The organism is Halarchaeum salinum (genome assembly GCF_039520965.1).
GTDB lineage: Archaea > Halobacteriota > Halobacteria > Halobacteriales > Halobacteriaceae > Halarchaeum > Halarchaeum salinum.
Genome location: NZ_BAAABL010000002.1, coordinates 1 through 17,734, shown reverse-complemented (window position 1 = coordinate 17,734; position 17,734 = coordinate 1). Strand labels below are relative to the sequence as shown.

The following is a 17,734-nucleotide window of genomic DNA, read 5'->3' as shown; positions in this document are numbered from 1 at the left end:
CGTCGTGGCCGGAACAATACTGTAACGCGCACTTCTCTGTGGCATTTGGCGCTGTAGGGTTCCCTGAGGAAGGTTGTGTGCCGGTTCGCCGCGCTCGGCGCGTGCCGCCGGTCGCCTGCTCATGGTTCACGGTGTTCACCGTTCGCGTCGCTTGCGACCGACCAGTCCGGGCGTGCGGGCGCTCTCCGCACCGCCCGCGCCCGGTCCGGGCTAAAGTGCATCTGGTCTCGACGCCAGCGCTTCACCTGTTCGGGTCCAGGGGCTGTGTTGAATCGCCATACGGCGGTGGAATTCACTGTTTCACAGCCCGCTTGATGTTATAGACGACACACATCAGCGCGATTTCTCGGAACTCACGGAACCACGAACGCGCTTGCACGGTGAAGCCAAGCGAGCGCTTCACAGCCGAGTTCACGGTTTCGGTCATAGAGCGCTGATTGTAGCGCTGTTCGTCGATTCTGGCGTTGTGCGCGTGGTCGTATGGTGCGAAGATGCGATGTTTGATGAGCGGGCGAATCCCGAGGTCACGAAGGGATTCGCGGAGTGATTGTTTGTCATATCCTTTATCGGCGGCGAGAGACCGCAGATCGCCCGCATTCCGGCGGGCGATCTGCTCAGCGAGGTCTGCGTCGCTTCCTTCACGGGTCGTTGAGCAGTGAACGTCGAGGACGGCTTGAGAGTCTGTATCGACGAGTTTCGTGACTTTTAGCTTCTGTACGCGGTAGCTCGTTCGCTGGCAGTAGTGGGGGCTCGCAGCTGAGCGTTCGTAGAATGTGGCGTCAATGGCTCCGTGCTTCGAGGGATCGTGCAGCTGCGCCGACTGGCGCAGCAGCACTCGACAGACGCTCATACTGATCCGGTCGAACGCCTTACACAAGGTGGAGGGCGGGGGGAGATCGGCCTCAGCAAGGCCGATCTCCCCGGTTATTTGTGGCATCTCCTTGAGAAGGTCGATGGTCATTCGGTAGGAGGTATCGAGGTAAATCCGCAGACAGTGCAGGGAAACGAGTGCATAGTCGGCGAATCCGCCGCCACCTTCGGGGGCGGCGGATTCGTCTCCATCGCCAGTAACTCTTTGAGCAACCGGGACAATTTCCCCAGTGAAGCGGGGGATTTGCGTCATAGACACTCGCAGCCTCCCGCTTCAACTTCTTTGATTTAGCGCCCTATCCCGACGCCGTCTAGTGATTCAACATAGCCGTTTCAACAGAGCTAGCCGTCCCACACTCGTGCCAGGATAGTGATATCCTGTTGGCACTCATTGCTCAAGATCTTTCACTTCATCAATAACAGTGTTAAGTGAAAGCAGTCCACCGTTTTGGAGGTCCAACGTTTCGAACTCAATCAGAGGTTCGCCGTTCTCGTTTGTGCGGTGGGCGTAGTGGTGCTGGATGTCACTGAGTTCGTCCAAGTGCCGGAGGAGGGTGAAGTTCTCTAGGACGATATGGATTTTATCGACGTCGACGTCGTGCTTGTCGTATTTGTTGATGGTGTGGTCGATTTTGTTGGTGGGATCCTGGCCACCGCTGAACAGGGTCTCGACCTCGTACGCCTCCTGCTGCCTGGTAAAGAACACGTCAGGGACCACAACTCCATGCTTGGCTTCTGTCTCGATCCACTGTCCAAGATCTTCCAACCCGTTGATGTCCTTGTCGCGGTCACGGAGCTGCTGAACGAGATACCGGACGATGTAGACCTTGATGTTGTAATGGAGCGGGGATTCTCCACTGTCGGTGTCATCTCGTTCCTTGCCTTGAACGTGGCCCTCGTTCTCCGTGGTGAACCGCTTGAACAACCCACGTTCTTCCGTTTTGATGTCGTCCAGATAGTCCTCGAACTCTGTCGGGGCGTAGCGGTTGAAGAGATCGTCAAAGACGCCTGGCCCAGTTGGCCGTTCGATAGCCGGCTCGTCAACCTTGATGTCACCTGCTGCAAGATTGAGGTTGCCCCAACACAGCTCGGCCATCCGTTGTTCAACTTCGAATCCTGGCTGGCGTGGGGCGACCTCTACCACGTTCAACGGCGGATGTGGACTCTCAAGCTTGATTTCGTCTAAGATGTCGCGGTACTCGTTGACAACATCAGGGTCGGCGGCTTTGAAGACGATGAAGCCGAACTTGCCGAGCGTTGCTTCCAGCTTTTCTCGCAGCTTCGCTTGATCGATTTGCCGTTCGCGGTCATCGAGGTCGATGAAGATGACTTTCTTCTCCGCGTCGAGCCATTTCTCGATCTCGCGTTTATTGATCTCGTCAAGCTCATTGATCGGTTGGAACTCCGGATGGCCGCCGTTAGCTTCGCGGTGGATACGGCGGCACAGCGTGAGATAACTTCCGATGTAGCTGTTATCCTCCGCTTCATTGAAGAGCACGATCGTCGTTCCATCTGCGGTGGTTGCCGCACCGCCACCACCGTAGATGATATCCTGGACCGTCGGAACCTCCTCCCCTGTACCGCCAGTGTGACCGCCACCTCCCGTGGCAGCTGTACTTCTTGCCGTGGATGCCCCGGCGTCACTGGCTGTACTGTCTTCTGTCTCATCGTCCTGTGGGTGGGTTTCCTCGATCTCGTCCGATTCGAGTTGTTCGAGCCGGCGACGGATCTCTTCGTCTAACGTTTCGTCGAGAGCGGGCACGAAACGGATCCGTGGTGGCGACACACGGCGATACAGCGGCACAGTGAGGGGTTGTCGACGCCGATTCGCTGGCTCCCGGATCTCGGTATCAAACGACGACGGCCGGAACCGCACAGTCGACGTGGATCCCAGTTGCACCAAGGGAATCTGCCAGTCCTTCGCCTCCACGGCTATTTTCGGTACATCGGCGTCCACGTCAACCGAGACTGTATCGAAAGATGTTCCGGGAAGTGACAGCTCCGGTACCGTGAGGTCGCGGCTTGTCTGATTGATAGACGGGACGGTAGCCGCGGGTTCCATCGACTCTGCTGCAGATACCTCTGCAAGCGGGACGTCTGGTACCGTAACTTCGCCCGGTGTGTAGTCTGGTTCGGCGTCGGCGGGTGGGGTTTCCTCGCCTTGGCCGGTGGGTTCGCCGCCCTCTCGATCTGGTGACGGCAGGTGGCGCTCCGCTTCCGATTTGTTGGGTCGTTTGCGGCGGCGCTCTTCCTCCGTGTCGTGGTGATGGGAGTCGGCTTCTTGTTCGTGGTCGTCAGGCATGGTAGACGCGTACTCCTGTTTGTGGTGTCTCGTTGGCTTGGTGCTCGACTGTCTCGAAGTTGTAGACGCCGAGGAACACGCCGGGCATCACCTCGTCCAGGTAGCGAAGCAGGGAGACTGACTCGTCGAAGTCCTGCCGTCGGTGCACGATAGAGCTGGTGTTGACTGCTGTGATCACCTCGCGCGCAGGGATGACTCCATTCTCGACGACGAGTGCCTTCGTCAAATCCATATTCCGACGATACCGAGAGCTATTGGTGCTGTTGGCGGTGCTTGTTGGAACACGGTCTGGGTGTGCACAATCCGGGATATAGTCGGGGTATGACCAGTCGTCCGCGGTCAACTCCTGTTCTGCTTGCCGGGTGAAGTCCTCCTCGGGGTTGGGAACGTTCGAAAAGAACCGGGAAAGCGTTGAGCGGGCTGCTTCGTCATCGAACGTGGCCCAGACAGCTTGATTCAACCGGTGCAACCGGGCAAGCACACCGTCTTCCGTATGGCCCCAGACCGTGTATTCCGCCGCACGGTCTTCATCCTCGAGATCGGGGACGAAGCGTTTCTGGAGGCCGACCAGCCCTGCTACGTCATGAAGACTGCCGTGGAGTGATGGATATGCTTCGGTGAGGTATCGTGCTGTAACGGCTTGCGTTGTGTATGCGAAAAACGTGAAGGGCGAGATATTGGCTGTTACCTGGAGTACCCCGGTCAAAAACTGCTGGACAAGGTCAGACAGCGTTGCGGGGTCATCAAGTACGGCTTCGACTTGGTCGTCAACGACCGGAGGCGATGTATCCAAATGTTGCAGGACGGCTGTCAGTTGTTCGTCTACGGTTTGCAGGAGTGAGACGAGGCGGGTGTCTGTCGTTGTGACGGCGACGTAGTCATCTCCGGTGAGGCCTTCCCGTTCGGCGTTCACCCATTTATACGGATCATCCAGGGCGACTCCGAGGAACTGCTCGGTGAGGTTGGCCAAGCTCTCGTCGGGTACGCTGCCATCGTCCGTGAGGCCGCCAAGGAGGAACCGGCGGAGCCGGGGCTCCTGATCGACCACCTCGCGTACCGTTGTCTCGCCTGGTTCAGGTGGTGCTAACCGGTCGCGGAGCTCCATCAGGGTTCGAGCCGTTTCGGCGACAGGCCGGAGCTCGTCGTTGGCAAACGCTGTCCACTCCTCCTGCTTCGTGATCCGTCGCGCAATGTCGTCGTAGCTCATAGTCACGGGAGTTCAGTCACCGATTGGTTTGATTTGCAGGTAGTCGTCGTACACGTACGTGATTTTGTTCAGCCCGAGGAAGAGGAGTGGGGCGGCTTGGTCAAGCAGGTCCATGATGCTATCTTGGCTGTCTTCCACGTCGTTTCGGTCGGTTGCAGCTGAGAGCCCGTCGAAGTAGATACTGAATTCACGGCCAACCCACTGTTCCGGGACGTTCGCAACCCGGTTGGCCACGCGGTCCTTGTAGTCCTGTTTGAGGTCAGAGATGTTGTTGAAGTATGTTGAGAGAGCGTCACGGAATGCCTGGGTTGAGTAGTCGCTGAAATAGGTCCAGATGAGTTCGTTGGTCTTGGTAATCGACCCGCCGAACGATCGTCCCTGGTTGTTCGGATTATATTCAGGGAAGCACAGGATCTCGTAGCTATCGTATATCTCGGTGTTTGGCTTGATCGGGTTCGGCCAGTCCAACGCTGTCAGGCCGAACTGGTCCCGCACCAACGACTGCGTATCGTCGAATTCCGGGTATGATTTTTGGAGGAACCGACGCAGCGTCTGATTCAACGACCACAGATAGAACGTCGGATACGAATGATTCACCACGAACTCCAGCACACCCTGATACAGGCGTTCAACGATGTCACGCACCTCGTCAGGCGACGTAAGCAGAGCGTCGAAGTCAACCCCTGGTTCCTGCCACCCATGATACAAGGTCTGTGATGACAGGGCCTGCGTCAGCTGATCGTGGACCTCATCAGCAAACTCGATGAACTGCGACTCCTCAACCTCAACCGTGACTGCCGTCTGGACATCACCGCCTTCCGACAACAGCCACGACTGCAGATCACTGAGCTGAGCGCCGAAGAAACTCTTGTAGAACTTCGCGACGCTGTTCCGCTGGTATACCTCCTCTTGCCGTGGGTTGATGCCGCCGAGGAAAACCTGCTGCTCACGTTCGGATAGCGTCTCCAACCGGCGCCCGTTGAATTCGTGCTGCAGCTGTCTGTGGTACTCCCTCAGTTGCCACGCCGCCTCCCACAACGGGACGACAGTCTCCCGGATATACTCCTCCCACACCTCCTGCTCCGTATAGTCGACAAAATCATCAACTTGGGTATAGGTCCGGCTCCCACTCATTAGCTAATTAAAATGTATTCTATAGACTAATAAAAGTAACAACTACCTCGCTACGATCGTATTCCGACGTGTGGAACAGTCACAATTATAGTATAGGATTGTAATCATAAAACTCAGTACATCACAAAGCCGCTTAGTTAGAACGTCTGCTTGCTGAAGGTGTGTCTACGACCCAGCAAGCAGACAGTGAGATTCACGAGGACCAGCTCCTTAACTTCCTCGTCAACTGCCTTGACGAGGAAGTTTCTCTGAATCTCGCCAACAACGCTGAAATCGATGCAGAGGACATCTACGAGGTCCTCGTCGGCGCGACCGCCGACGGGACCTCGATCTCCACGCTGTGCAACTCCAGTGAAGACTCGCTATCGGCGAACACGATTCTCTATCATCTACGGACGAAGTTCGAGCCGGAGCGGCTCGAACGAGTCGCTAACACGCTTCTTCGCCGAGACATCGTCGAACTGCTTCCCGAGCAGGTGGAGGTCTGCGCAGACCTCCACCTGCGGCCCTACTACGGTGATGAAGACGACACGGAGAACCTCTATCACTCCGAGGCGAAGCGTGGAACCACCGCATTCCACGCCTACGCCACACTCTACGCGCGTGTGAAGAACAAACGCTACACGCTGGCGGTGCGCCGTCTCGAAGACGGCGACACCGCCAGCAGCGTCCTCGCTGAGTTCCTCGGTGTCCTAGACGGCCTTGACACCGAGGTCAAGGCCGTCTACCTTGATCGCGGATTCTACGACAGCAAGTGTCTCACGCTGCTTCAGGCGCACAACTACGCCTACGTAGTCCCGATCATTCAGTGGGGAAAGACGATTCAGCAGGAACTCTCGGAAGGGTGGAGTCGCGTCATCCAACACGATCTGACAGGGAAACTCGACGGTCACAGCTGGACCGTCGAGTTTCCCGTCTACATCGACTGTACGTACCTGAACGGGAAGTACGACGACCACGGCGTGGCGCGTCACGGCTACGCCGCTGACGCGCCGTTCATCGAGAGTCCACGCGACGCTCGATACCACTACAGCAAACGGTTCGGTATCGAGTCGAGCTATCGGTTGTCCGAGCAAGCGATAGCGACGACAACGACGCGAGATGCAACGGTGAGACTGCTGTACGTCGTGGTGAGTCTGCTGTTGCAGAACGTCTGGCGGTATCTGCACTACGAATACGTGGCGACGCCGCGCCGAGGCGGGCGTCGCCTGTGGTGGTGGCCGTACAAGGAGTTCGTGAATATGGTTCGACGGGCCGCGTGGACGGCCCTCGCGGTGCGTCGGGCCGTCCCCGCGAACCGGCCACCGGATGACCGGTTCTACCGGTAGTCACCGACCGAGCAAGCGTCGTCGCAAGTGGCAACGCTGTCGCGTCGGCGGCTGAGCGCCGCCGACAGCGACAGCTCCGCCTTCGATCAGCGTTGCTCAACCGTGATCGACGACTCACCACAACAAAACAGGTGGCTCAGGTCACACTAACTGGCAATGCTTTGTGAGGTACTGAAACTGCTTTCAGGCGGTAGAAAATCGACTTATATAGACCAATCAAACGTCCTGAGCCTATAGACTGGTTCGACAACATACTCATCTACGCATTAGTAGAGGCATCGACGCGCGACGAAGCACTGGCGGCAGGCACATCTGCGTTCGACCGACTGGTCGGCGTCGCCCTAGACGCCGTCTTCGACTATTACCTCGGCTTTGCACGTTGTCTATATTACATTATAGGGATCGGAATCAGTGCGAGAAGCGGTATACGCGGTATTCACAAACTCACTCAACCCGAAGCAAGAACTCAGTGGAGATCGTGAAGGTAGCGTTTACGGTGTTTGACCTTCCAGTGGAGAGCTTCGAATCTGCGACTAGACCGCTCCGTTCCGTTTGCACACCGTCTCAGCCGCCATCCCCGGCCGATATCCTGTTGGATTCCCAACGTGCAAAGCCGAGTTGCTGTTTCAGTTCTCAGTGATAGAAGACTTGACGTCGCGTACGACATCGAGGTCGGCGCGGTATTCTTCTCCTTCGGGCAGCTCGTCCCACTCGACGAACTGATAGGCTTCAAGCAGGTGATCGACTACGTCAATATGAGCGTCGTCGAGTTCAACCGTGGCGTCTTCGTTCTCGGAGGGGAGTTGGTCTTCAACATCCTCGGTAAGGTCGTTACTGGCTTTCAGTACTGCTCGAAGTGCGCGAACGTGACCTCGGTTCAACTCGACTTGTTTCTGAGACATCAGGTGTGGGTTTATACCCGTATATCAAAGAAGTTGGGGGAGGGAATCAAGAGGTGATTTTGGGCTTCGTGCCGGAGATTCAGTTCCCTGATGTGGAGCGTGTGCAGTACCACGCGATCGCGTGGAGGGGTCGGTTCTGGTATCGCGAAGGTAGTAACCGACTATCGTGGGGGTTGGTGGTTTCGAGTCCGAGTGAGGATTAGATATTGAAGTCCCAAATGTTCGGGCAAGCGTTCGCCAGCGTCTCTGTTCTCTGATCGATTTGTTCGGTTCCCCAGTTGTTGTACTCGCAGACGGCCTTCGTCATCTCGTAGTCAGATGACGCATACTCCTTCGTCTTCTGGTCGAAAGGGTCGTCTTGCGCGCGGGCATTCACCCGCTCGTCAAGAATTGTGAGATTCCCGATTTTATCCGAGTATTCCTCGAACTCCTCTGGGGACATATCCAAGTACGCCGGCCACGTGCTGTATTTCTTCGCCGAGAACGCTTTCCTCGGAGCGATGTGTTCGATGTCGATAGTGCTAGGGTCGACTCTCTTGTTACCGGACGCATAGTACTCGTTCTCCATCCGTGTGAGGATATAGCGGGTTCTGGCGTTCCGTGTGAAGCTCTCGGTTCGGATAGCCAGTCGTACATCGGAGTCGTCCGGCGCGATAGAAGACAAACGTTCCCGAAGCCGTTCGATGGGTTCAGGGTCGTTGAAGATCGTGGAGCAAAGGGTCGCGTGGATCTCGTCCACATCCGTACCGGTTTGCTGACCCGTCATCCGCCAGCGGAACACGAACGATTCGAGGATGTTCAACGCTCGCATCAGGCGGTTCGGATTGTCGATTTCGGTGAAGAGACGGAGAAGAAGTGTTCGTTCCTGCGTGATGCCGAGCGTGTTCAGATTCTCCAGTTTCTGATTAATTACCCGGTTACCCTGTTGGCCGAAGAGGTCAGTGTCCGCTTGGACGATGTCAACGTACAGAGACGCCTTCTCCTTCATATCGGCCACGTAATCCTCGACGGTGATATTGGAGGCGGGGATCTCCTTGTCGAGTACCTCACAGAAGCGGTCGTAGAGCTTGTAACTGGAGATGGGGTCGGTCACGTCCGGCTCTTCTGCTGACATAATGTAGTGACGGAAGAACCGTCCGGGTTTGGTCAGTTCGGGCTTGATGATTTTGATAGTGTCTTCCCAGTCCCGACGCACGAGCTCGTAGTTAATCGACTGTCTCGGTGCTTCGTGCGCAGTCTTAAACAGATAGTTCTTCATCAGGTCAACTGCGCTGAGTTCCAGTCCGCGGTCGTTCAGAGTCTCGAAGAGTTTGAACGCAGAACCCTCGCTGTCGCACTCGATGGTGACCAACGTCATCGAGTTCACGAGCCGCTTCCGAATCTCGTTGACCTCCTCAACGTCTTTCTGGGCGATCTTCTCGTGGAAGAACTCGGCAGCTTCAACGAGCTGGCTGTTTTCGTTCGATGGGAGTCGCCCGTTCAGCAGTTGCGTGTACTCCTCGTCGTCGAACGTGCTCATCGTGAGGTTGGGCTGTTCGACGAAGTCCTCGTCCTCCTCCCAGAGGTAGTTGCGGTCGATCCCTTCAGCTGGATCCGAGTCAGTGTCTAGCTCGTCACCGTACTTCCGGAGCTTCTGCCTGATGATGCAGAGAAGAACCGAAATAGTCGCCAACCGCTGCTGACCATCGACGATTTGGAGAACCGCGAGTTCGTCGAGTCCCTTGTCTTCCTTCACGACGACAATCGAACCAAGGAAGTGGGTGTCAACCTCACCCTCGGTTACAAGCATCAGATCGTTCCAGAAGGCTTCCAGCTGTTCCTCTTGCCACGCGTACGCCCGCTGATACTCGGGGACTTGGAAGCGGTGTTTGTCTCGGGAGAGGACAGAACTGACCGTGTCCTCAACGGCAGTGATGTTCAGCCCTTTAGACGACATTATATAGTCACTAACATAGAGCTACATAGAAAAGGTTACCCAAGAAAACAGTCTCTATCAGCCGAATTCGCCTCTTTCGAGGGCGAAACGGAGATGGGGTACTGGTTATCCGTCGGTGAGTCGTCGAGGGGGCTGGCTGGCGCGCACGTCGGCCTCAAGATGGCTTCGAGAGAGATCTACACGAACGGGTTCGACGAGGACGTCCAGACTGACAATCAGACGAACGGCTGCCCGGAATGCGGTGGGCGAGTGGCGACGAACACGGTGGAGACAGTCTGCGAGGCGTGCGGACTCGTCCTAGCAGAACACGCAATCGACCATAGCGGGGAGCCGGTGTACGAGGAGGAGACCGAGCGAACAGGCGCGCCACTCACGGCGTCGCGTCACGATCGGGGACTCTCAACGACGATCGGGCGGCAACGCGACGGGAAGGGGAACACGCTCTCGGCGAAGAAGCGCCGGCAGCTCGGCCGACTACGCCGCGAGCAAAAACGGGGGCGATTCCGTTCCAAACAGGAGCGAAACATGAGCCACGGACTCGGAGAAGTACAGCGAGTCGCGAGCGTCCTCGACGCCGACGACACGCTCCAGGGGCAGGCGTGCCAGCTCTTCCGGAGCGCCCACTCCGAGGACCTTCTCCATGGACGATCCATCGAGGCGGTGGCAGCGGCGAGCGTCTACGGCGCGTGTCGGTGCAACGGCCGCTCACTCCCGCTCGCGGACGTCGTCGAGGCCGCACGCGTCGGCGAGAATCGCGTGACCAACGTCTACGCGACCCTGAACAAGGAACTCGGACTGCCGGCCCAGCCGGTGCAGCCACATGCGTACCTCCCACGTTTCGCCTCCAATCTCGACGTTCCGGACGCGGTTCGGCGACAAGCGCGGACGCTCGCGGAGCACGCCGAGGAGGAATCTCTCGCGCAGGGGGTGTCGCCACCGGGATTCGCTGCGGCCTGCCTCTACTACGTAGCTCAGGAGAGCGAGTATCGACTTACACAGGCTGCAGTCGCGGACGCCGCAGGCGTCACGACGACCACGATTCGGACGCATCGCGAGACGCTCCGCGCAGCACTCGAGTAGCTCGGTGGCGCGGCAATTGGACGGAGCCCCGCTCAGGTTTATACTGGAGGACGCGGGCAAAGGGAGTGTGACGCGACACCCGGACTGTCGTCGCGACGACGAGGCGTTCCAGCCCCACGGCGAAGCGACCCGAGAACCGGACCACGTCCTCGAACAAAACGGCGACCCACGCGATCGGTTAGCGGGGACGGACTATCCCGAGACACAGGAATCGCCGTCGACGTGCCCCGGCTGTGGCCAGTCCGTCCCGCTAGCGCGTGAGACGTGTCGGTCGTGTCGCCACGAGCGCGCTACACAATCGGAGGCGAACGAGGACGACGGAGAGGTGAAGATGGAGTTCCTCCATCTCGTCTTCACAGTCGTCGCGGCACGGACAGAGACGGCGGCGCTCGCGAAGGGGACGGCCGCACACTCATTCCTCGTCGAGAAAGGCGACACCGCGGTTCACGAGTGCGAACTCGTCGCGAATAGTGATGGCTCGCCGTCGCGAACGATCACCAACCACTGGGGTGACCTGCCCGACGTCGTCCAAGTGGAGAGTGACGTCGGCGAACGCCTGCTTCACCAAGCATGTAGCCGCACACAGTGGGAGGACGATACGGACTCGGGCGGACACGCGACGTATCTCTACGACCGCGCCGGGACCTCGATCAACTCACAGCAGCGACTTAGTGCGGTCCGTGAGCAAGCGGCGGACCCCCTCTGGCTCGTCCCCGCGCTCGCACTCCAACAGCCGTCGCGTCCCGACGACACAGGACGGCAGTCGTCCGCGACGCCGACACGAGAGACGCTCATGTGTCGATGTTGCGAGCGTGAGACCCGGCATCGCTTCCGCGGCGTCGAAACCAGTCCAGCCGACAAATGGGCCGGGCAGCCCATCTGGGACTGTCGAGTCTGTGGGACATCACGCCACGGCCCAGACCCATCGTAACTGAGAGCGCAAATGGGCTAATGTGGTTTAATTCCTCAGACAGTGGAGGATACCTGTGGATTAACCAGTGAGGCGTGACAACACGGATAGTAATGACTGAAACGTTTCTTACTGGAGATGAGGAGTCTATTGATGAGCAAGGCCTCATCGCTGACGCCAGAGAAGATGTGTGTATTCTTCATATAGAAGACGATCAAAGTTTCTCCGAACTCGTCGCAACGTTTCTCCAGCGCGAACGCGACTACTTCACAGTCAAAACCGAAAACAGCCCTCAAGGTGGACTCAGCCGACTCGAAGAAGACAACGTGGACTGCGTGATCAGTGACTACGATATGCCGGAGATGAATGGCTTAGATGTCCTCGAACGAGTCCGTGAGGAGCATCCAGATCTGCCGTTCATCCTGTTCACTGGTAAGGGAAGCGAGGAGATTGCCAGCGAAGCGATCTCCAAGGGCGTCACCGAGTACCTGCAGAAGGGCGGCGGTACGGAACAGTATGAGGTGCTGGCTAACCGTATTGAACAAGCCGTGGCACGGCGTCGCGCGGAACAGCAAGTGACACGGGGATTCCGGGCTATTGAAGCGGCACACGACGGTATTAGCCTCCTCGATGAAGACGGGCAGTTCATCTACGTCAACGAGGCATACGCCGACATCACCGGGTATGATCGCGAGGAACTGCTTGGCAAACACTGGGACATCCTCTACCCGGAGAACGAACTCGACAGAGTCTATGAGGAGATGCTCCCCGAGGCCCGGGCGGATGAGTGGAAAGGGCGGACGGTCTACACGCGAAAAGATGGCGACCCAGTCAAGGTTAACCACCGACTTGCCTACACAGACGACGACACGTTGATCTGCACAGTTGCCGACATTCCAGAAGCTGAAGAGGTACGAGAGGAGCTGTCGCTGAAGGAGCGCGCGATGGATGAAGCACCGATCGGGATCGTCATTACGGACCCCGGTCAGGAAGACAATCCAATTATCTACGCGAACGACGGATTTGTTGAGCTGACCGGATACTCGTGGGATGAAATCATCGGGCAAAACTGTCGGTTGCTGCAGGGGGAGGAAACACGAGCGGAGCAGAAAGCGCAGATGCGAGAAGCCATTAATGACGCTGAACCAGTCACCGTCGAACTGCGAAACTATCGGAACGACGGTGAGTTATTCTGGAACCGCGTCAGTATCGCGCCAATCCTCAACGAGAATCAAGAGCTGGACTATTTCGTCGGTTTTCAGCAAGACGTGACTGAACGGCGGGCGATACAAGAGCGGAACGAGGAGTGGATTCAGACGATCCAAGAGCTTGGAGGGGTACTGGCGCATGACGTACAGACCCCACTCGATGTGATCCGGGGCCGACTGGAGTTAGCGCGGGAAACAGGTGACGTCGACCACCTTGAGGACGCAGAAGCGGCCCTTGATCGAGTGGAAGTTCTAACTGAGGATCTAGCAGAGGTGATGCAGACCGGAGAGTTGGTAAATAAGAAGACGTTCGTCGACGTGTCCAGATTGGTCAGGGACATATGGCGCACGTTGAACGTAGGCGATGCAGCACTCGAAGTGGATAGCGAGATCGCCGAAGTGTATGCGGACAAGAAGGCGTTACGGAGGATGTGTGAGAATCTGCTGGGGAATTCGCTGGAGCATGGTGAGGAGGATGTGACGGTTCATATTGGAAAACTAGACGAGGAGGCGGGGTTTTATCTCGAAGATGACGGCCCCGGAATTCCACGAGAGGATCGGGAAGATGTGTTCATGCCGGGGTTCACGACAAAGGAAGACGGCACTGGATTCGGAATGGTGAGCGTGGCGCAAATCGTCGCAGCACACGGCTGGCAGATTCGAGTACGGGACGGAATTGACGGCGGGACTCGGTTCGAAATATTCGACACCACGATGCAAGATACTCCGCGCTGAGTCAGGACAAAAACTATCGCTCACCGTCGACACTCAACGACGGCGTACTGTGGGAGACACCCTGTGTACCGAATGGGAGACCAACTTCGTTCAGCGGAAACGGTGGGTGGAACAGCCGTCGAGTGGGTATGCGTACATACTGCCGAAAGTGTATCCGGCGATCTCACTCGGCCTCGTGGATGGTTGCTATCGCACGCTGGCGCTTTTCGACTATTTCATGGACGCGTTCTTTCTTGTCCTCGATATCCTGTTGGTCACGGATCCAGTACAGGTCAGTGTAAAACGCCACGAGTGCCTCGACTTCCTCGCCCGAGAGGTGGCCAATGTCGTCGGCATTACTCTCGTAGACAACCGGCTTTTCGACTGTCTGAGTGAGTGTTTCGTAGTCGCCGCTCTCGGCCATCTCGTCGATGTACGACAGTGTAGAGAGTTCCGTTCTGAATGCCCGACGGAGATGAGCGAGTGCTGCTTGACGGCGACGCCAGAACAAAAAGTACGATCCTGCGATTGTCGCGACCGCCCCGATAATACTTCCTAAGACCAGTCCGACAATTGCTCCCGCCATACCCTATTTCCTCACGTCCGCAGGAAAGACGTGATGGCTTCCACCTACTCCTGACAATTTGTTTGTACGATCTATCTAACGCTCAACGCCACCCTTCAGGAGTGCGACGACCGCGAGACACTCCAGATGTCGAGTGTAAATCGCCCCCCATCACGAGAGAGATAGCCTGTATCCTGCGGTAGTCTCTGAGAAGTTTGTCGCGCGGAGAGGGGTGACGCGCGCCGAAGAGGCGGGCGTCGGACTCGATGATGCACATGGTCATCTACGCATTCGTGGAAGCATCGACGCGCGACGAAGCACTTGCAGCAGGCAAATCTGCGTTCGACCGACTGGTCGGCGTCGCCCTGCACACGGACGCCGTCCTCGACGATTCTGTGACGTTCGACGAGACGGACGTCACCGGGGCGGGCCACGCGCGGTGGGGTGAGCGGCCGGCCGCGGCGCCGAGCAAGTCGAACGCCGGTGAAGAACTCCTTGAGGCTGGCTGGGAGGCGACCATCGAGGCGTTCGAACCGAACCTCGCGGCTGTTCGCGAGGGCCTGAACGAACTCGACGACGAGGCGATCATGCGTGACGAGGACCTCGTCCGGCATGCCTGCCACAACCTCGGTGCCTATCGTGGGCCGTCAGTCGTCCTCTACGACGAACACGGACAGGGGATTCGCGACCGAGAACGGCTCAACAGGATTCTCGGCGGCGCCGAGTCGTGCTGGATCGTCCCCGCCGACGTCCACTACTAGCGATGGCGGGCCACACGACTCGTCGACGGCCGCCGTGGCAGAAGCCGATCCCGAAAACCGCCTTCGGCTACTGTACGAGCTGTCAGGAGGTCCCGGCGGACCCGGTCTACGCCGCACGTGGCGATCAGCAGTGTGCCGACTGCTACTTCGAGAACGAACTCTCGAGAACGAGCGACGTGTAGACACCCCGTGTGCAAAGTGTAAATACCAACTTTGCTACGGTTTCAACCTCTCAGAGGCAGTATTAGGAATTCGACTGATGGCGTGTTAACCAACAATTGGCAGTAGAATCGGGACTGTATTGGTTAAACTGGCTGGGTTGCGACCGCCGTCGTGTTTGTCGCCCCCGAGAGGGGTGCGGGAGTGCTTGAGTGGTGCTCTCGAACCGAACGATGAGTGGAACTTTCGACGACCACGCGACGGCACAGACCACACACCACCAAGGCGAGATTCGCTACGTCGGCTCCCGGGAGCAGGGCGAGACGGTCGTGACGACGCATCCCGGTGGAGAGCGGCTCACACCGGAGCGCAGCCTCCGAATTGCCCGGCATAGTCCGAGCGGATTCGCCGTCGGCTATCGTGGGAGTGGCCCGGCACAGCTCGCACTCGCCGTCCTCCTCGACTACACGGACAACGCGGCGCTCGCCCGCGAGCACTATCAGACGTTCAAAGACGAGGTCATCAGCCACCTCGAGTACGGCGCCGACGGCACCTGGACGCTCACCGACGCCGATATCGAACACGTCCTCCCCGACGACGTCACACCAACTGCCTAGCCAACCTCACACCAACGATGTCCGATACAACTGACTCTTCGAGCGATGCGACCGCCGACCAGCCGACCGAAACCCAGCACATCGAACGTACCGACGTCGGCGTCTCGATCACTGTCCAACTCAAACGCGGCTCCGGAACACGCGACGAAGACAAGATCAAGGGCAAAGTGAAAGCCGAGACACTCGACGACGCCCAAGAGGACATGGATATCCTTCGCGAGTATCTGCACCGGGTCGCCGACGACGCACGCCAAATTCAACCCGAGGCTGAAACCGAGTAGAGACAACACCGAAAGCTCTCGATATCGGTTTGTCGACGCCGGGAGCGGGCGAGGCGTCCATCATGCCCAACCAAGAGAGCGAGAATGCGAGCACACTCACACCCGAACAACGACTTACGCCGGCAAGCTTCGACGTCCTCCGCGCCTGTATCGTGACGATTCCTGACGTCGAGACTGTCCGGGAGTGTGTCGCGTACGAGAACGCGCATCAGAATCGTGAGCCCATCCTCCGCGTACTCGCGCAGCAAGCCGCGAAAGTCCGAGACGAGAGCTAGATAGTCGGCACCTCAGTATGTGGCCCGACGAGACGTTTATCGAGCCACCCGAGAGGGTGGAGGCATTCAGTGATGAGCGATACACCAGATCCGGAAGTCCACCATCAAGCAGCGTTCAGTGACGATGGCGGGCTCGAAGTCCAGGAGTCGAGCGTCGAAACGTCTCTCGAGGATTTCGGCGCCGACGTCGACCATCGCAACCGCGAGTCGCGACGCGATCAGCCCGAGGCCAGCGAGTTCGGCGTCGACGACCGCCCCGACGTACAGGATTCAAGTGAGGATGACGAGCAGGCCGCGCTCTTCCCCGATACCGACGACGACCAGCAGACGCTCACCGGGGAGAACGCCGCGACACGCTGTCTCTTCAACGACTAATTACAGAGCGGACTCTGGATGACACTCCCAACTGGGTATCAGTAGTGGGACGCGCAGTTTCCGGCTCCAACTCTCACTCTCGAAGCCAATGGGGAGTATTCGGTAAGTGTAGGCCAGTTATGTATCGTGTGAAAGGAATCGTCTCCTAACCCAATTAATCGTGGTTCCGATAGCGTAGGCGAGGCTTCCGGGAACAACAGCGAAGAACAGCCCCAATCGAACACCGTACCGGAGTCCGCCGAACAGTTCAGCGCGAGCGGAGCCGTACGCGAACGCCGACATTCTGGGGTGCACGTAGCGGGACGCGCCCGTCCAATCGCCAGTGAGATAGCCGACGAGCGGCGGGAAGACGAACCACCAGAGCGTGATGAGCCAGAGTAACCCGACGGTCAGACCGAGGCCAGCACCGACGATCCCCGCGATACCGGCGATTCCGAGTGCAAGGAGAATCCATCCGCCACCGAAAGCGTTCAATCCGACGTTGAACCCGAGGAGAAACGCGATAGATGCGAGGAGTAACAACACACCGACCCCGCCAGCGATTGCACGTCGCGGACGCTTCGTCCCGACGATGTACTGAAAGACCTGCCCAGAACTGGGCTGTGTCATACTGTTAGGTGTTCTTCAGAGGCGATAACGGTTGGGTCTGGTTTCCCAAGAACACGTATCCCAGACTCAACTGCTCCAAAACAACCTGTAGTCGATGTATGCGAATGATAACACTCCAATTAGGAGAATAAACGTTAACTGAGGCTGACCATCCGAGGCCACGATGAATCTTCGGGATCGGTTTGTGCGAAAGGTATAATTGGGAAAGCGACGAACCTAGTGATGAACGAATGGCCCTGAAGGATATCCCCACGGTAGACGAGCTGGCCGAGACAACAGGGCAATCTGTGGAGCAACTCCGAAAGGACCGCGTGGCTGCAGGGAAGATGTCAAGCGACTCGGACGCTGAATAGCGGTACTTTCTGATGGGCGAGCCTGAGTCACTGAATACTGTTGACCAGTTACTCGACCATACGAACGGTCCGGAAGACCCGATTACTAACCGCGACCTTACGCGAGCGCGGTCCTCCGCCTATATCGTCCACGGGAATTTTCACGAAC

The 17,734-nt window shown here is 57.8% G+C and carries 18 protein-coding genes and 1 pseudogene; 11 read left to right on the top strand and 8 right to left on the bottom strand.

The window, feature by feature from the left end:
* Positions 1 to 292: 292 nt before the first annotated feature.
* From ABDZ36_RS00095 to ABDZ36_RS00080, 4 genes are all read right to left on the bottom strand, one after another.
* Positions 293 to 1,123, bottom strand: a complete 831-nt coding sequence (locus ABDZ36_RS00095; RefSeq protein ID WP_343749142.1) for an IS5 family transposase — start codon at positions 1,121 to 1,123, stop codon at positions 293 to 295.
* 135 nt (positions 1,124 to 1,258) lie between these two features.
* Entirely contained in the window at positions 1,259 to 3,172 is a 1,914-nt protein-coding gene (locus ABDZ36_RS00090) for a hypothetical protein (RefSeq protein WP_211312972.1), read from the bottom strand.
* Positions 3,165 to 4,379, bottom strand: coding sequence for a hypothetical protein (locus tag ABDZ36_RS00085; RefSeq protein ID WP_211312973.1), 1,215 nt, complete (start codon positions 4,377 to 4,379; stop codon positions 3,165 to 3,167). Before ABDZ36_RS00085 ends, ABDZ36_RS00090 begins: the two co-directional genes overlap by 8 nt.
* 12 nt (positions 4,380 to 4,391) lie before the next feature.
* Complete coding sequence (locus ABDZ36_RS00080) at positions 4,392 to 5,513, bottom strand: hypothetical protein (RefSeq protein ID WP_211312974.1); 1,122 nt, start codon at positions 5,511 to 5,513, stop codon at positions 4,392 to 4,394.
* 161 nt (positions 5,514 to 5,674) lie between these two features.
* Between ABDZ36_RS00080 and ABDZ36_RS00075 the strand changes: the two genes are divergently transcribed.
* Together ABDZ36_RS00075 and ABDZ36_RS14990 are read left to right on the top strand one after the other, a co-directional pair.
* On the top strand, positions 5,675 to 6,841 hold the full coding sequence (locus tag ABDZ36_RS00075; RefSeq protein ID WP_211312975.1) for an ISH3 family transposase: 1,167 nt from the start codon (positions 5,675 to 5,677) through the stop codon (positions 6,839 to 6,841).
* A 233-nt stretch (positions 6,842 to 7,074) separates the two neighbouring features.
* Positions 7,075 to 7,215 (top strand): annotated as a pseudogene (locus ABDZ36_RS14990) (DUF7995 family protein); the annotation flags it as partial.
* A 252-nt stretch (positions 7,216 to 7,467) separates the two neighbouring features.
* On the opposite strand, the gene ABDZ36_RS00070 reads toward ABDZ36_RS14990, so the two are convergent.
* Both ABDZ36_RS00070 and ABDZ36_RS00065 read right to left on the bottom strand, forming a co-directional pair.
* On the bottom strand, positions 7,468 to 7,743 hold the full coding sequence (locus ABDZ36_RS00070; protein ID WP_211312976.1) for a hypothetical protein: 276 nt from the start codon (positions 7,741 to 7,743) through the stop codon (positions 7,468 to 7,470).
* Positions 7,744 to 7,942: 199 nt separating this feature from the next.
* Positions 7,943 to 9,679, bottom strand: coding sequence for a DUF262 domain-containing protein (locus tag ABDZ36_RS00065; protein ID WP_211312977.1), 1,737 nt, complete (start codon positions 9,677 to 9,679; stop codon positions 7,943 to 7,945).
* A 159-nt stretch (positions 9,680 to 9,838) separates the two neighbouring features.
* Here ABDZ36_RS00065 and ABDZ36_RS00060 point away from each other — a divergent pair, with 159 nt between their 5' ends.
* From ABDZ36_RS00060 to ABDZ36_RS00050, 3 genes are all read left to right on the top strand, one after another.
* Positions 9,839 to 10,759: a transcription initiation factor IIB gene (locus ABDZ36_RS00060; RefSeq protein ID WP_211312999.1), complete on the top strand. Its 921-nt coding sequence runs from the start codon at positions 9,839 to 9,841 to the stop codon at positions 10,757 to 10,759.
* Between the two features lie 67 nt (positions 10,760 to 10,826).
* Positions 10,827 to 11,690: a biosurfactant protein 1 gene (locus ABDZ36_RS00055; protein WP_211312978.1), complete on the top strand. Its 864-nt coding sequence runs from the start codon at positions 10,827 to 10,829 to the stop codon at positions 11,688 to 11,690.
* Between the two features lie 92 nt (positions 11,691 to 11,782).
* Positions 11,783 to 13,612 (top strand): PAS domain-containing protein, encoded by a 1,830-nt coding sequence (locus ABDZ36_RS00050; protein ID WP_211312979.1) that lies wholly within the window; start codon positions 11,783 to 11,785, stop codon positions 13,610 to 13,612.
* A 163-nt stretch (positions 13,613 to 13,775) separates the two neighbouring features.
* On the opposite strand, the gene ABDZ36_RS00045 is transcribed toward ABDZ36_RS00050, so the two are convergent.
* Positions 13,776 to 14,177: a hypothetical protein gene (locus tag ABDZ36_RS00045; RefSeq protein WP_211312980.1), complete on the bottom strand. Its 402-nt coding sequence runs from the start codon at positions 14,175 to 14,177 to the stop codon at positions 13,776 to 13,778.
* Between the two features lie 248 nt (positions 14,178 to 14,425).
* Here ABDZ36_RS00045 and ABDZ36_RS00040 point away from each other — a divergent pair, with 248 nt between their 5' ends.
* From ABDZ36_RS00040 to ABDZ36_RS00015, 6 genes are all read left to right on the top strand, one after another.
* Complete coding sequence (locus tag ABDZ36_RS00040; protein WP_211312981.1) at positions 14,426 to 14,917, top strand: DUF7995 family protein; 492 nt, start codon at positions 14,426 to 14,428, stop codon at positions 14,915 to 14,917.
* 2 nt (positions 14,918 to 14,919) lie between these two features.
* The gene (locus ABDZ36_RS00035; protein ID WP_211312982.1) at positions 14,920 to 15,099 is read left to right on the top strand and encodes a hypothetical protein; all 180 of its coding nucleotides are present in this window, start codon (positions 14,920 to 14,922) and stop codon (positions 15,097 to 15,099) included.
* A 210-nt stretch (positions 15,100 to 15,309) separates the two neighbouring features.
* Entirely contained in the window at positions 15,310 to 15,693 is a 384-nt protein-coding gene (locus ABDZ36_RS00030) for a DUF6166 domain-containing protein (RefSeq protein WP_211312983.1), read from the top strand.
* A gap of 17 nt (positions 15,694 to 15,710) precedes the next feature.
* Entirely contained in the window at positions 15,711 to 15,974 is a 264-nt protein-coding gene (locus ABDZ36_RS00025) for a DUF7389 domain-containing protein (RefSeq protein WP_211312984.1), read from the top strand.
* 62 nt (positions 15,975 to 16,036) lie between these two features.
* On the top strand, positions 16,037 to 16,249 hold the full coding sequence (locus ABDZ36_RS00020; protein WP_211312985.1) for a DUF8129 domain-containing protein: 213 nt from the start codon (positions 16,037 to 16,039) through the stop codon (positions 16,247 to 16,249).
* Positions 16,250 to 16,321: 72 nt separating this feature from the next.
* A complete protein-coding gene (locus ABDZ36_RS00015) occupies positions 16,322 to 16,624 on the top strand; it encodes a hypothetical protein (RefSeq protein ID WP_211312986.1) in 303 nt (100 codons plus the stop codon).
* A 117-nt stretch (positions 16,625 to 16,741) separates the two neighbouring features.
* Here ABDZ36_RS00015 and ABDZ36_RS00010 read toward each other — a convergent pair whose 3' ends face one another.
* The gene (locus ABDZ36_RS00010) at positions 16,742 to 17,233 is read right to left on the bottom strand and encodes a hypothetical protein (RefSeq protein WP_211312987.1); all 492 of its coding nucleotides are present in this window, start codon (positions 17,231 to 17,233) and stop codon (positions 16,742 to 16,744) included.
* Between the last annotated feature and the right edge of the window lie 501 nt (positions 17,234 to 17,734).